This is a genomic window from Cupriavidus sp. AU9028 (assembly GCF_019795295.1).
Taxonomy (GTDB): domain Bacteria; phylum Pseudomonadota; class Gammaproteobacteria; order Burkholderiales; family Burkholderiaceae; genus Cupriavidus.
Genome location: NZ_JAIMCG010000003.1, coordinates 238,587 through 252,669, shown reverse-complemented (window position 1 = coordinate 252,669; position 14,083 = coordinate 238,587). Strand labels below are relative to the sequence as shown.

The window sequence follows — 14,083 nt, the reverse complement described above, 5'->3', positions numbered from 1 at the left end:
AGGACCCACAGAAATGAAGCGTATTTTTGAAGTCTATCGCTACGATCCGGACAAGGACGCAGCGCCCCGCATGCAGACCTACGAGGTCGAGCTCGACGGTCACGAGCGCATGCTGCTGGATGCTCTGGTCAAGCTGAAGAAGCTGGACGAGACGATCTCGTTCCGCCGCTCGTGCCGTGAAGGCGTCTGCGGTTCGGACGCGATGAACATCAACGGCAAGAACGGCCTGGCCTGCCTGACCAACATGCGCGAGCTGCCGGACCGCATCGTGCTGCGTCCGCTGCCGGGCCTGCCCGTCGTGCGCGACCTGATCGTCGACATGACGCAGTTCTTCAAGCAGTACCACTCGGTCAAGCCGTTCCTGATCAACGACGAGCCGCCGCCCGAGAAGGAGCGCCTGCAGACGCCGGAAGAGCGCGACGAGCTCGACGGCCTGTACGAGTGCATCCTGTGCGCCAGCTGCTCGACGTCGTGCCCGTCGTTCTGGTGGAACCCGGACAAGTTCGTCGGCCCGGCCGGCCTGCTGCAGGCCTACCGGTTCATCGCCGACAGCCGCGACCAGGCCACTGGCGAGCGTCTGGACGACCTGAACGACCCGTATCGCCTGTTCCGCTGCCACACCATCATGAACTGTGTGGACGTGTGCCCGAAGGGTCTGAACCCGACCAAGGCGATTGGCAAGATCCGGGAATTGCTGGTTCGCCGCGCGGTCTGATCCGCAAGGGCGGGATCTCGCCGCAGCCTTCCGGCTGCACGAATCCCGCCCACCCCACGTGTTCCATGACCGACCGCACCGAAACCTTCTCCCATCAAGCCGATCCGCACAAGCGCGCCCGCCTGCGCTGGCGTGCACGGCGCGGCTTGCTGGAGAACGACATCATCGTCGAACGTTTCTTCAACCGTTATGAGGAGAGCCTGTCCGATGAGGACGTGGCATCGTTGAGCCAGCTGCTGGAACTCAGCGACAACGAGTTGATGGACCTGCTGCTTGCCCGCAAGGAGCTGGACGGTGAACTCGACACCGCGCCGATGCGCAGGCTGCTCGGCCTGCTGCGTTCGGTGTGAGTGACGTCAATATTATTACTCTCAGTTTTAGAAGGAACCGACATGACGCCGTCCGATGTGAAAGCCACGCTATCGTTCTCCGATGGGTCCCCCAGCGTCGAGCTGCCGATCTACAAGGGTACCGTCGGCCCGGACGTGATCGACATCCGCAAGCTGTACGGCCAGACCGGCAAGTTCACCTATGACCCCGGTTTCATGTCGACGGCCTCGTGCAACTCGCGCATCACCTACATCGACGGTGACAAGGGCGAACTGCTGTATCGCGGTTACCCCATCGAGCAGCTGGCCGAGAAGTGCGACTTCCTGGAAGTCTGCTACCTGCTGCTGAAGGGCGAGCTGCCCAATGAAAAGCAGAAGGAGGAATTCGTCGGCCGGGTGATGAACCACACCATGGTTCACGAGCAGATGCAGTTCTTCCTGCGTGGTTTCCGCCGCGACGCGCACCCGATGGCCGTGCTGACCGGTCTGGTGGGCGGCATGAGCGCGTTCTACCACGACGCGATGGACATCAACGATCCGCATCAGCGCGAAATCTCGGCGATCCGCCTGATCGCCAAGATGCCGACCCTGGTCGCGATGTCCTACAAGTACAACATCGGCCAGCCGTACCTGTACCCGCAGAACGACCTGTCGTACACCGGCAACTTCATGCGCATGATGTTCGCCACGCCGTGTGCCCCGTACCAGGTCAACCCGGTGCTGGAACGCGCGCTGGACCGCATCTTCATCCTGCACGCCGACCACGAGCAGAACGCCTCGACCTCGACCGTTCGCCTGGCCGGCTCGTCTGGCACCAACCCGTTCGCGGCGATCGCCTCGGGCGTGGCCTGCCTGTGGGGCCCGGCACACGGCGGCGCGAACGAAGCGGCGCTGAACATGCTGGAAGAAATCGGCAGCGTCGAGCACATCAACGAGTTCATCAAGCAGGTCAAGGACAAGAACTCGGGCGTGCGCCTGATGGGCTTCGGTCACCGCGTTTACAAGAACTACGATCCGCGCGCCAAGCTGATGCGCGAAACCTGCCACGAAGTGCTGAACGAGCTGGGCCTGAACAACGACCCGCTGTTCAAGCTGGCGATGGAGCTGGAAAAGATCGCCCTGGAGGACGAGTACTTCGTCAGCCGCAAGCTGTACCCGAACGTCGACTTCTACTCGGGCATCGTCCAGCGCGCGCTGGGCATCCCGACCTCGATGTTCACTTGCATCTTCGCGCTGGCCCGTACCGTGGGCTGGATCTCGCAGTGGGAGGAGATGATCACCGATCCGGAATACAAGATCGGCCGTCCCCGTCAGCTGTTCAACGGCGCCGCCACCCGCGACGTGCCGGACATGAACAAGCGCTAAGCTGCCTCGGCAGTGCCTGGACCGCCAGCGGGCGGCCCGGCCGAAGACCCCGCGTCGTTGTTTCGACGCGGGGTTTTTTGTTTTTTGCAGGAAGCGGCATCCGTTCTGATAACCGGTGGCCAAATGCAAAAGAGGGAGTGGGCATAAGGCAGTAGCCTGCGCGCTTGCTTGTCCTCGCGTTGACCCCAGTCGAGTCCGTCCATGCCTTCTTCCTCCAGCCGCCAGGTCCAACTTCCCGCCGCGCAGCTTTCGTCCGCCAGCACGGCCACCACGATTCCCGATCATGCAGCTGCACGGTCGCCGCGCGGACGCGATGCCGTGGACTTTGCGCCGATCTTCCAGCTGGCGATGCTTCCGCCGCGGTTGCGGTCGATTGCCACAACGGAAGCCATGCTGCAGGTGCTCGAGACGCTGGCCGATACCTTCGCCTCGGATGGGGGGCGCGGTGAGTTGACGCTCACCACACATCGGGGAGACGAACGGAATCTCTCGCAGGAGGCACGACAGTATGCCGCTCAGTTCGGCGGCCACGCTGAACAGCGGCGCCGCTGGCTTGTCGGCACCTTCTTGCTGGAGCAAATGAGGGAGGCGATGCTGCCGGCCTTCACCGGCAAGGGGCGCACCGCCCGCGGGCAACAGGATGCAGATGTACTGGCGTTGCAGGCCGCGGCCGTGCTCGGGCAGAAGGCCTTTCTTGACCTCGAACACGAGCAGTTGGGCAAACTTCCGGGTGCGGTCGGCAACGTGCCGTTCAACGGCGAGCGCGTGGCCGTGCGGGTGGAAGATGGCGCGGTGTTGATCGAGAAGTCGCTGGACATCGCCGTGTCGTCCCCCGGTCAGGATGTGCGGTCCCTGCAGCAGGCGGAACCGGTGCGTCTGGACACCGCACTCGTCCTGATGGGCAAGGGCGAGGAGCTGGTCGCTGTGCCGGCGTACGTCAAGATATCGGACACGGCAGGTGGTAGCGACAGTCCTGTGCCGCCCGAGTTCGTGCAGAGCTGGCTTCAGGGTCTGATCGATGCACTGCTCCGGCTGCTCTTTGGCGCGGTTTGCGTGCAGCCCGGGTCCGCGCGTGTGACGGCGCAGGGGGTGGTGTTCGAGCCGGCTGCGCCCCGGACGGAGAACGAGCAGCCTTGTCGGGACCTGGTGGCGTTCTACAAACCTGGATGGTTCGGCGGGGCTCCCCGCTCTGTGATGGCGGTAACCGGCGCTGACGTCGCGGTGGAGATGGGACAGGCGCCGACCCTGCAGCGGAGCGGTGCGCCGTCCTATGCCACGCCATCGTATGCCCCGCCGTCGTATGCGCCGACGTCGATTGCCGCCCCGGCGGAAGCGCCAGAGCCGGCGGCGCAAGCGGCGGCGCAAGCGGCGGCGATCGCCCCAGTTGCTCCATGCGACACGGCCGCGCCGAGTGCTGCTGCAGCGTCCCCCGTTTCTGTACGTCCGAGAACGCGGCCGCAGCCCTTCCAATACAGTGTTTCATGTCGAGCCGACGAAGGCGTGCTCGCAGACTGCGCGGCGACCATCGCGCAAGGCGTGCTGGCCAAGTTCCAGGAGGACGACGCAAGGCCTGGCAATCTGAAAGACCTCGTGGTGCGCGATTTCGTCGGCGGAATTGCGCAGACCGCGTTCCCGGTGACGTTCGACGGCGTTGACCTGCTGGACCAGTCCGCGTGGCATGCGCCGTATCGGCTTCTGCGGGCACTTTCGCGGGCTCGTTTGCTGGAGGAGACGCAAAAGGCCGCTCAGCTGGAATCCGAGCTTCGCGGCGCGCTGCAGGATGACCCCGAGTGGCGGACGGTGGTGTCTTCGGAGACAACCGTGTCGGGGGCCGCCAGGTCGCTGCTCTCGCGCCGGTTCCTTGACGAGGTGACCAGACGCTACCCGGACCCAGACATGCAGCGCGTGGTGCTATGGGCCTGCACGCAATGTGCGCCGATGGAACCGTGGGCGTTTTTTCAAGTAGCTCTGGGGGAGCGGTTGCAGAACAACGGGAACCTCACCGGCGCCTCCAACGGCAAATTGTCGGAGCGGACCATCGATATTCGGGCGGAGGGTAGGAGCCTGGTGGTGGAGGCGGCCTACGAGCAGGCTTGCGACAGAGTGGTCCGCGAGGACGGCTCCGATCTGGCTGTCGACCCGACGCGCAACCGCATTCGGTACTACGTCACGTTGTGCCTGGATCCGGGCAGGGTGGCCGAAACCTGTGCGGTGCTGGAGGCCGGGTACGAGATTGAAATGCGGGACGCAATCCACACCGCTGCGCGCGCGGTGCCCGTAAAGGCGCCGGGATTGTCGGATTCGTGGGTCATGTTGTCATCACTGTAGGCGGGACGGAGGCAGCACCTGCCTCCTGTACCGTTTTCGCCATCCGCGAAATCCCCCTTTCGTCAATCACATTACATCCCGAGTACCTGTAAGCCCTTGTTCCATCGGGAGTTCTTTCACTCGCGTGGCATAATCGGCGTGAAGTCCTACAACGCAGCCATGCAGCCGGCGGCCTCTCGCCGAGCTGGATCCGGCGCTGCGAAAGACCTCCCCGCAAACCAACATGGCGGTGCCGGCGCTGTCCTCGGACAGGGCAGCGGGCCGCCCACGCGACATGGCCAAGACGCTCTACGACAAACTCTGGGACGACCATACCGTGCACGTCGAGGAAGACGGCACCACGGTTCTTTATATCGACCGGCATCTGCTGCATGAGGTGACGAGTCCGCAGGCTTTCGAAGGGCTGAAGCTGGCGAACCGCCCGGTATGGCGCATCAGTGCGAACCTGGCCGTGTCGGACCACAACGTCCCGACTACCGATCGCAGCCACGGCATCGCCGATCCGATCTCGAAGCTGCAGGTCGATACGCTCGATGCCAACTGCGACAGCTACGGCATCACCCAGTTCAAGATGAACGATCTGCGCCAGGGCATCGTGCACGTGATCGGGCCGGAGCAGGGCGCCACGCTGCCCGGCATGACGGTGGTCTGCGGCGATTCGCACACCAGCACGCACGGCGCGTTCGGCGCGCTGGCGCATGGCATCGGCACCTCGGAAGTCGAGCACGTGCTGGCCACGCAGACGCTGCTGGGCAAGAAGGCGAAGAACATGCTGATCCGTGTCGAGGGCAAGCTGCCCTATGGCTGCACCGCCAAGGACATCGCGCTGGCGGTGATCGGCAAGATCGGCACGGCGGGCGGCACCGGCTACACCATCGAATTCGCCGGCTCGGCCGTGCGCGAGTTGACCATGGAAGGCCGGATGACCCTGTGCAACATGGCCATCGAGGCGGGTGCCCGTGCGGGGCTGGTGGCGGTCGACGATGTCACGCTGAATTACGTGAAGGGCCGCCCGTATGCGCCGCAAGGTGCCGAGTGGGAGCAGGCGGTCACCTACTGGCGCACGCTGCATTCGGATCCCGGCGCCCACTTCGACCGCGTGGTCGAACTGTGTGCGGAAGAGATCCGCCCGCAGGTGACCTGGGGCACCTCGCCGGAAATGGTGCTGAGCATCGAGGACCGCGTGCCCGATCCCGAGAAGGAAAAGGACCCGAACAAGCGCAACGCGATGGAGCGCGCGCTGGAATACATGGGCTTGCAGCCGAACGTGGCGATCGAGGACGTGCGCATCGACAAGGTGTTCATCGGTTCCTGCACCAACAGCCGCATCGAGGACATGCGCGCGGCGGCCGCGGTGGTACGGAAGCTGAACCGCCGTGTCGCACCGAACGTGAAGCTGGCGATGGTGGTGCCGGGCTCGGGTCTGGTCAAGGAGCAGGCCGAGCGCGAAGGGCTCGACCAGGTCTTCAAGGCGGCCGGCTTCGAATGGCGCGAGCCAGGCTGCTCGATGTGCCTGGCGATGAATGCCGACCGGCTCGAGCCGGGCGAGCGTTGCGCATCGACGTCGAACCGCAATTTCGAGGGCCGGCAGGGCGCCGGTGGCCGCACGCATCTGGTGAGCCCGGCGATGGCGGCTGCCGCTGCGATCGAAGGCCGCTTCGTCGACGTGCGCCGGCTGGGTTGAGCCGGGACGCTCGACCACAGACAGCGCAACTGCCCACCGAATCCAGGACCACACCATGGACAAGTTCACCGTACACAAGGGCCTCGTGGCCCCGCTCGACCGTGAGAACGTCGATACCGACGCGATCATCCCGAAGCAGTTCCTGAAGTCGATCAAGCGGACCGGCTTCGGTCCCAACCTGTTCGACGAATGGCGCTACCTCGATGTTGGCCAGCCCGGCCAGGACAACAGCAAGCGCCCGCTGAACCCGGACTTCGTGCTGAACCAGCCGCGCTATCAGGGCGCGTCGATTCTGCTCGCGCGCAATAACTTCGGCTGCGGCAGCTCGCGCGAGCATGCGCCGTGGGCACTGACGCAATACGGCTTCCGTGCCGTGATCGCACCGAGCTTCGCCGACATCTTCTTCAACAACTGCTACAAGAACGGCCTGCTGCCGGTGGTGCTGACCGAGTCGCAGGTCGACCAGCTGTTCAACGAAACCAACGCCTTCAACGGCTATCAGCTGACCATCGACCTGGATCGCCAGGTGGTGGTGACGCCGTCGGGCACCGGGTTCGAGTTCGAGATCGCGCCGTTCCGCAAGTACTGCATGCTGAACGGATTCGACGACATCGGGCTGACGCTGCGCCACGCCGACAAGATCAAGGCGTACGAGGCCGAGCGCCTGGCCAGGATGCCGTGGCTGGGCAACCGTCTAGTCGGCTGATACGCGCGCGGCGAGCGCCGCTTCGGCCGCCGGTGCAAAGGTGCCGGCAGCCGGTTCCATTCACGCATAACAAGGCACACACAGCATGAAGATCGCAGTCCTGCCGGGCGACGGCATCGGTCCCGAAATCGTGGCGGAAGCCGTCAAGGTACTGAACGCACTGGGCGAATCGTTCGAAATGGAAACCGCGCCCGTGGGCGGCGCAGGCTACGAGGCGAAGGGACATCCGCTGCCGGACGAGACCCTCAAGCTCGCGCAGCAGGCCGATGCCGTGCTGTTCGGCGCGGTGGGCGACTGGAAGTACGATAGCCTGGAGCGCGCGCTGCGCCCGGAGCAGGCGATCCTGGGTTTGCGCAAGCATCTGCAGCTGTTCGCCAATTTCCGGCCGGCCATCTGCTATCCGGAACTGACCGGTGCGTCCAGCCTGAAGCCGGAGCTGGTCGCGGGACTCGATATCCTGATCGTTCGCGAACTGAACGGCGATATCTACTTCGGCCAGCCGCGTGGTGTGCGCACGGCGCCGGACGGTCTGTTCGCCGGCGCTCGCGAAGGTTTCGACACGATGCGCTACAGCGAGCCCGAAGTGCGCCGCATCGCCCACGTCGCCTTCCAGGCGGCGGCCAAGCGCGGCAAGAAGCTGTGCAGCGTGGACAAGGCCAACGTGCTGGAAACCTTCCAGTTCTGGAAGGACATCGTCATTGACGTCAGCAAGGAGTATCCGGACGTCGAGCTGTCGCACATGTATGTCGACAACGCGGCGATGCAGCTGATCAAGGCGCCCAAGAGCTTCGACGTGATCGTTACCGGCAACATGTTCGGCGACATCCTGTCGGACGAGGCGGCGATGCTGACCGGCTCGATCGGCATGCTGCCGTCGGCGTCGCTGGACGCCAACAACAAGGGCCTGTACGAGCCGTCGCATGGCTCCGCACCGGACATCGCGGGCAAGGGCATTGCCAATCCGCTGGCAACGATCCTGTCCGCGGCGATGATGCTGCGCTACTCGCTGAACAAGGCCGAGCAGGCCGACCGCATCGAGAACGCCGTCAAGCAGGTGCTGGCGAAGGGCTATCGCACCGCCGATATCGCCACGCCGGGTTGCCAGCAGGTGGGCACGCGCGAGATGGGCGAGGCGGTGCTGGCTGCGCTGTAAGGGGGGCAGGGCGCTTGCCCTCTCCCCCGCCCCTCTCCCGCAGGCGGGAGAGGGGAGCACACCGAGAGCCGTTGACATGCTGCTGGTTCGCTCCCCTCGCCCGCTCGCGGGAGAGAGGGGCCGAGGGAGAGGGCAAAGCGCCTCCGTACCACTGACGCAACCCCCGTCCTTCGCGCGCCCTGCTACCACAAAATCGTGTAGACTTTCGCGATGCTTTCCGCCGCCCGCCGCCTCCTGACCAAGGAATCTGCCGCGCTGACCGCTACCCGTGGCACCGCCGGCGCGGGTTCGCGCGCGCACGCGCTGCAGGCAGCGATCACCGCAACGACGATTAAAACCATTACCAAGAAAGCGATCCGCTAGATCGTTCGTCGTGCCTGCCCGTCTTCCCCGCGCAGCCACGCCGGGCGAGCAAGAAGCGGGGAAGGTTCCAAATCACATCCGAGGTTAGTCATGATTGTAGGTCTCGTCGGTTGGCGGGGAATGGTCGGCAGCGTGCTGATGCAGCGCATGCAGGAAGAGCGCGATTTCGACCATATCGAACCGATTTTCTTCAGCACGTCCAACGCGGGCGGCAAGGCGCCGGCGATGGCGAAGAACGAAACCACGCTGCAGGACGCGAACGATATCGCCGCGCTCAAGCGCTGCGACGTGGTGCTGACCGCGCAGGGCGGCGACTACACCAACGAGGTCTTCCCGAAGCTGCGTGAAGCCGGCTGGAAGGGCTACTGGATCGACGCCGCGTCGTCGCTGCGGATGAAGGACGATGCGATCATCGTGCTGGATCCGGTCAACCAGGGCGTGATCAAGGACGCGCTGTCCAAGGGTGTGAAGAACTTCGTCGGTGGCAACTGCACGGTCAGCTGCATGCTGATGGGCCTGGGCGGTCTGTTCCAGAACGACCTGGTGGAGTGGATGACCTCGATGACCTACCAGGCGGCCTCGGGCGGCGGTGCGCAGCACATGCGCGAGCTGCTGACCCAGTTCGGCACCTTGAATGCCGCCGTCAAGCCGCTGCTGGACGACCCGGCCTCGGCCATCCTCGAAATCGACCGGGCCATCCTGTCGACGCAGCACGGGCTATCCGCCGAGGAGACGAAGCAGTTCGGCGTGCCGCTCGCGGGCAACCTGATCCCCTGGATCGACAAGGACCTGGGTAACGGCCAGTCGCGAGAGGAATGGAAGGGCGGCGCCGAGACCAACAAGATTCTGGGCCGCGGCGACGGCTTCCTGGGTGCGACCGGCGCCGCGCCGATCGCGGTCGATGGCCTGTGCGTGCGGATCGGCGCGATGCGCTGCCACTCGCAGGCGCTGACGATCAAGCTGCGCAAGGATGTGCCGCTGGACGAGATCGAAGGCATGCTGGCCGCCCACAACCCGTGGGCCAAGGTCGTGCCGAATACGCGTGAAGCCAGCATGACCGACCTGACCCCGGCTGCGGTGACCGGCACGCTGACCATTCCGGTCGGGCGCCTGCGCAAGATGCAGATGGGCGGCGAATACCTGTCGGCCTTCACCGTCGGCGACCAGTTGCTGTGGGGCGCCGCCGAGCCGCTGCGCCGCATGCTGCGCATCCTGATCGAGAAGTAATAAGACATCTGGTGGAAGGCAGGAGCGGCCGGGACCTTCCCGGTCAGCAATTTTCGTTGCGGTCGGGCAACGGCCATCCTGAATCACCGATCCCCGGACAGAAACGCCGCGCTCCCAGCGCGGCGTTTTCGTTTCTTTTGCGACCCGGATGGCGGCTCAAGCGCCGCATTACAAGGGTTTTCCACGGCAATCAACCGTATTGCTGACTCGCTGTTGTGGAACTCATCGTAGACAATACCGGGGCGGCGGTGGTAGGCAGCGCTTACTACCCCTGCAAGACCCCGGCGCAGGGGCAAATCGAAAGAGAGGGAGCCGCAGTTGAAGACAACCCAGGATCGCAGCAACGACGGAGCAGACAGCGGGTCCGCCAGCCGGCGCCGCACGCGGCTGGCCTGTGCCGCGATTGCGCTGCTGTCTTCCATGCCGGCCGCCCATGCCGCCGTGTTCGGTGAGGTGCGGGTGCTGTCGCAGGTGGGACAACCGCTGCGCGCCGAGATCGATATCAAGGACATATCGCCCGAGGAGGCCAGGTCGCTAAAGGTGGGCATCGCCGCTGCCGAAGCCTATGGCTACGCCGGCATGTCCTATCCCCCCGAGGCGGTCGGCATGACCGCGCAAGTGGTGCCCAGGCCCGACGGCAGCCTTGTCGCCCGCCTTCGCTCGACACGAGCGGTGCAGCAGCCCATGCTCGAGCTGCTGCTGGAGATGCGCTGGGCCAGCGGACGGCAGTCCCGTGCGATCGCCATGCTGGTAGAGGAGCCGCAGGCCAGGCGTCAGGCCGGACGCGAGAAGGAGGCGCCGATCGTCGCCCCGTCCGCGCGTGCGGCTGTGCCAGCCGACCAGGCGCCGGGGCCCCAGGGTAGTGCGCCCGCGCCGCAGCCAGGCAATGCCGCGCCAGTGCCGGGCGGCAGCTACAAGGTGCAGCGGGGCGATCATCTGTACCGCATCGCCGAACAGGCCGCCACTTCGATGCCCCCGGGCGCGCAGGCCCTGACGGTCGATCAGCTGGTGGCCGCGCTGTACCATGCCAATCCGCACGCCTTCATCAACGGCAACATGAACCTGCTGATGGAGGGCGCGGTCCTGTCGCTGCCCGCCAGGCTGCCGGGTTCGCCCGCGGCGCCGTCGCAGGCGCCGCACGACATCGTCGTGCGCAACGAGCAATTCGAGTCCTACCGGGACCGCCTCGCCGGCGCGGCGACGACGGCGCCGGTGACCCCGGACAAGGCGCACGAGCAGCGCGGTTCCGTGACGGCACGGGTCAGGGAAGCGGGGCCGGCAGCCGGGCCGCGCGATGAATTGCGGCTGAGCAAGCCGGAATCCGCGGTCCCATCCGACGCCAAGGTCGCGAGCGCGAAGGAGGCCGCCAGGCCTGGCCCCGAGGACGACATCGCCCGCCAGCGGCAATTGCGTGAGGCCGAGCAGCGGCTGTCGGAATTGCGCAAGAACGTCGGCGACATGCAGAAGCTGCTGGAGATGAAAAACCAGGAGCTGGCGCAGGGCGCTGCGCAGCAGGCTCCGGCAACGGCGCCATTGACGCGGGCCGGATCGTCGTCCGGCACGGCGGGCGGCGTCGCATCGGGCGCGGGCGGTGCTGGGGCGGCTGGCGGCGGGCTGGAGAGCACCGTGACCGCTTCCTCCGCATCGTCCCCGCAGGCCCGCGCGGCTGCCGACGTGCGTTCGGTATTGACGGGTCCGTGGCTGCTGCCGGGTGCGGGCGTGGCGGGCGCCTTGCTTGCCGGCTTCTGGCTGGCGCGCCGGCGCCGGCCGGCAGCGGAAGACGGCTGGGAAGAGGTCGATATCGTCTTCCCTCACGCAGCCGCCGCTGGCGGTGGGCATGGGCCGGGCCATGGCGCGGGCTACGGTGGCGCCTATGGTGCCAGTGCCCGCAGCGATGACGACCTGGACCTGGTGCTCGAGGCCGAACCGTTGGTACCTCAGCAGGAACTGGACGAGCGTGCCCGGGCGCTTGCGGCGCTGTCGCTGCCGCTCGATGCCTTTCCGCCGGCGGTCGGGCAGGCGGGGCGGCCCGGCAAGGACGACATGGCAAGCGACATGGCAAGCGACGAGCCGCGGCAGGACCTGGACGAGGACGACCTGGCCGAGGACGCCGAGGAACGGGACGGGCAGGCGCCACACGATGGCTGGCATCGCCCCGACCCTGCTGCCGGCGCCAGCGCCCATCGCCCGGTCTTCGACATGTCGTCGATCTCGCTCGACCTGGATCCGGACGACGTCACGGTCCTCGGAGGCGGCAGGGTGTTGTCGGGCACGGAGGCAGAGCGGGCCTTGCACCGCAAGCTGGAGCTGGCGCGCGAGCGCCTGGCGCTGGGCGATCGTGACGGCGCCGCCGCGCTGCTGAACGAGATCGAGGCATCGGCAGGGGGGTGGCTGGGCGACGAGGTGCTGGCGCTGCGCCGGGCGCTGGACTGATATCATCGAGGGTTTTGGCGGGGCGTGGCGCCCCGGGCGCCGGCCCTCGCGCTGGCGCCTTGCGCCGCGCGCCCTCAGTCAACGCCCTCTGTCCAGTCTTCCGGCCGCCTCCATGACCCGCCTCGCCCTCGGCCTCCACTATGACGGCACCGCCTTCTCCGGCTGGCAGTCGCAGCCGCACCGCAATACGGTGCAGGACACGCTGGAGGACGCGATCGAGCGCTTCGCCGGCACGCGGCTGCTGACCACGGTCGCGGGCCGCACCGATGCCGGCGTGCATGCGCTGGGGCAGGTCATTCATCTGGACACCGGGCTGTCGCGCGAGACCTTCTCCTGGGTGCGTGGCGTCAACGCCTTCCTGCCGCCCACCATTGCGCTGCAGTGGGCGAAGGAAGTCCCGGATGAGTTTCATGCGCGCTTCGCCGCCTTCGAGCGCTGCTACTACTACGCGCTGCATACCGGACCCCACCGGGCACCGCTGATCCATGGCCGCGCCGGCTACCTGATGTTGCCGCCGGGCAAGCGGCTCGATGTGCCAGCCATGCGGCAGGCGGCCGCCTGCCTGCTCGGCGAGCACGATTTCTCCGCTTTCCGCGCCGCCGAATGCCAGGCGAAGTCGCCGGTCAAGACCATGTACGAGATATCGATTCACGGCGATGGCGACTGGGTCTTCGTGCGGCTGCGCGCCAGCGCCTTCCTGCATCACATGGTGCGCAACCTGATGGGATGCCTGGTGGCGATCGGGCGGGGCCGGTATCCAGCCAGCTGGATGGAAGAGGTGCTGGCATCCCGGCAGCGCAGCATGGCCGCGCCCACCTTCATGCCCGACGGCCTGTATCTGGCCGGCGTGCGCTATCCTGAACGCTTCGGCATCCCGGCGACCGACGCCGCGGGCAGCCTGTTCCATGGAGTCTTTGCCGATGCAAGCCCCGTCCCCGACCAATCCTGAGACGCCGGCCATCGACGCCGCCGTTGCGCGGATGGTGCGGCCCCGCACGCGCGTCAAGATCTGCGGCCTGACCCGCGAGGAGGACGTGCGCGCCGCCGTCGATGCGGGGGCCGACGCAATCGGGCTGGTGTTCTACCCGGGCAGCCCGCGCCATGTCGATGTGGTGCGCGCCGCTGCGCTGGCGGAAGCCGCCGGCCCGTTCGTCGCCGTGGTGGGCCTGTTCGTCAACGCCGATGCCGACGAGGTGGCGCACGTGACCGAGCGGGTGCCCTTGTCCCTGCTGCAGTTTCACGGTGACGAAACGCCCCAGGCCTGCGCACTTGCCGCCCAGCGCAGCGGGCTGCCCTTCCTGCGGGCGGCGCGCGTGCGCCCGGGGCTCGATTTGGTAGAATTCGGCGAACACTATCGTGACGCGGCGGCATTGCTGCTCGACGCCTTCGTCGAGGGCTATGGCGGCGGCGGACACGCCTTCGACTGGACCCTGATCCCTACCGGCTGGATTCCGCAAAGCTCCGAAACATGTACCGGCACCCCGACCGCAAGCGCCGCTCCTCGCATCGTTTTGAGTGGTGGGTTGAACGCGCAAAACGTCGCTGGCGCGATTGAGCGCGTGCGGCCTTACGCTGTGGATGTCAGCAGCGGCGTCGAGGTCGCCAAGGGGATCAAGGATCCGGCCCGCATTGCCGAGTTTGTCCGCGCCGTGCGTGCTGCGGACGCCATATGACGGCCCCGCCGCTGTCTTCCGAATGATTCCCGATGGTTCCGCTCTGGCCGGCGCGCTCGCGCCACGCCAGGTGTTTCTCTTCGTCGCGCTGCCGGTTCCAGTCTGCC

Annotated in this window: 12 protein-coding genes; all 12 read left to right on the top strand. The window is 66.4% G+C overall.

Annotation, left to right across the window (positions count from 1 at the left end; all coding sequences use genetic code 11):
* The first annotated feature begins 13 nt into the window (after positions 1-13).
* The 12 genes from K6V06_RS05230 to K6V06_RS05175 all read left to right on the top strand — a co-directional run bounded on the left by K6V06_RS05230 (position 14) and on the right by K6V06_RS05175 (position 13,976).
* Entirely contained in the window at positions 14-715 is a 702-nt protein-coding gene (locus K6V06_RS05230; protein ID WP_222240625.1) for a succinate dehydrogenase iron-sulfur subunit, read from the top strand.
* A 65-nt stretch (positions 716-780) separates the two neighbouring features.
* A complete protein-coding gene (locus K6V06_RS05225; protein WP_222240623.1) occupies positions 781-1,065 on the top strand; it encodes a succinate dehydrogenase assembly factor 2 in 285 nt (94 codons plus the stop codon).
* 42 nt (positions 1,066-1,107) lie between these two features.
* Entirely contained in the window at positions 1,108-2,409 is a 1,302-nt protein-coding gene (gltA, locus tag K6V06_RS05220) for a citrate synthase (RefSeq protein ID WP_222240621.1), read from the top strand.
* 201 nt (positions 2,410-2,610) lie between these two features.
* Positions 2,611-4,737 carry a hypothetical protein gene (locus K6V06_RS05215; RefSeq protein ID WP_222240619.1) on the top strand — a complete coding sequence of 709 codons (2,127 nt, stop codon included), beginning with the start codon at positions 2,611-2,613 and terminating at the stop codon, positions 4,735-4,737.
* A 274-nt stretch (positions 4,738-5,011) separates the two neighbouring features.
* Entirely contained in the window at positions 5,012-6,421 is a 1,410-nt protein-coding gene (gene leuC, locus K6V06_RS05210; protein ID WP_222240815.1) for a 3-isopropylmalate dehydratase large subunit, read from the top strand.
* A 55-nt stretch (positions 6,422-6,476) separates the two neighbouring features.
* A complete protein-coding gene (gene leuD / locus K6V06_RS05205) occupies positions 6,477-7,127 on the top strand; it encodes a 3-isopropylmalate dehydratase small subunit (RefSeq protein ID WP_222240617.1) in 651 nt (216 codons plus the stop codon).
* An 85-nt stretch (positions 7,128-7,212) separates the two neighbouring features.
* A complete protein-coding gene (gene leuB / locus K6V06_RS05200) occupies positions 7,213-8,280 on the top strand; it encodes a 3-isopropylmalate dehydrogenase (RefSeq protein ID WP_222240615.1) in 1,068 nt (355 codons plus the stop codon).
* 210 nt (positions 8,281-8,490) lie between these two features.
* Positions 8,491-8,643 (top strand): hypothetical protein, encoded by a 153-nt coding sequence (locus K6V06_RS05195; RefSeq protein WP_222240613.1) that lies wholly within the window; start codon positions 8,491-8,493, stop codon positions 8,641-8,643.
* A 90-nt stretch (positions 8,644-8,733) separates the two neighbouring features.
* Positions 8,734-9,870 carry an aspartate-semialdehyde dehydrogenase gene (asd, locus tag K6V06_RS05190; protein WP_222240611.1) on the top strand — a complete coding sequence of 379 codons (1,137 nt, stop codon included), beginning with the start codon at positions 8,734-8,736 and terminating at the stop codon, positions 9,868-9,870.
* Positions 9,871-10,188: 318 nt separating this feature from the next.
* A complete protein-coding gene (locus tag K6V06_RS05185; RefSeq protein ID WP_222240609.1) occupies positions 10,189-12,303 on the top strand; it encodes a FimV/HubP family polar landmark protein in 2,115 nt (704 codons plus the stop codon).
* 112 nt (positions 12,304-12,415) lie between these two features.
* Complete coding sequence (truA, locus tag K6V06_RS05180) at positions 12,416-13,252, top strand: tRNA pseudouridine(38-40) synthase TruA (RefSeq protein ID WP_222240607.1); 837 nt, start codon at positions 12,416-12,418, stop codon at positions 13,250-13,252.
* Positions 13,224-13,976, top strand: coding sequence for a phosphoribosylanthranilate isomerase (locus tag K6V06_RS05175; protein WP_304524118.1), 753 nt, complete (start codon positions 13,224-13,226; stop codon positions 13,974-13,976). Before truA ends, K6V06_RS05175 begins: the two co-directional genes overlap by 29 nt.
* Positions 13,977-14,083 lie beyond the last annotated feature (107 nt).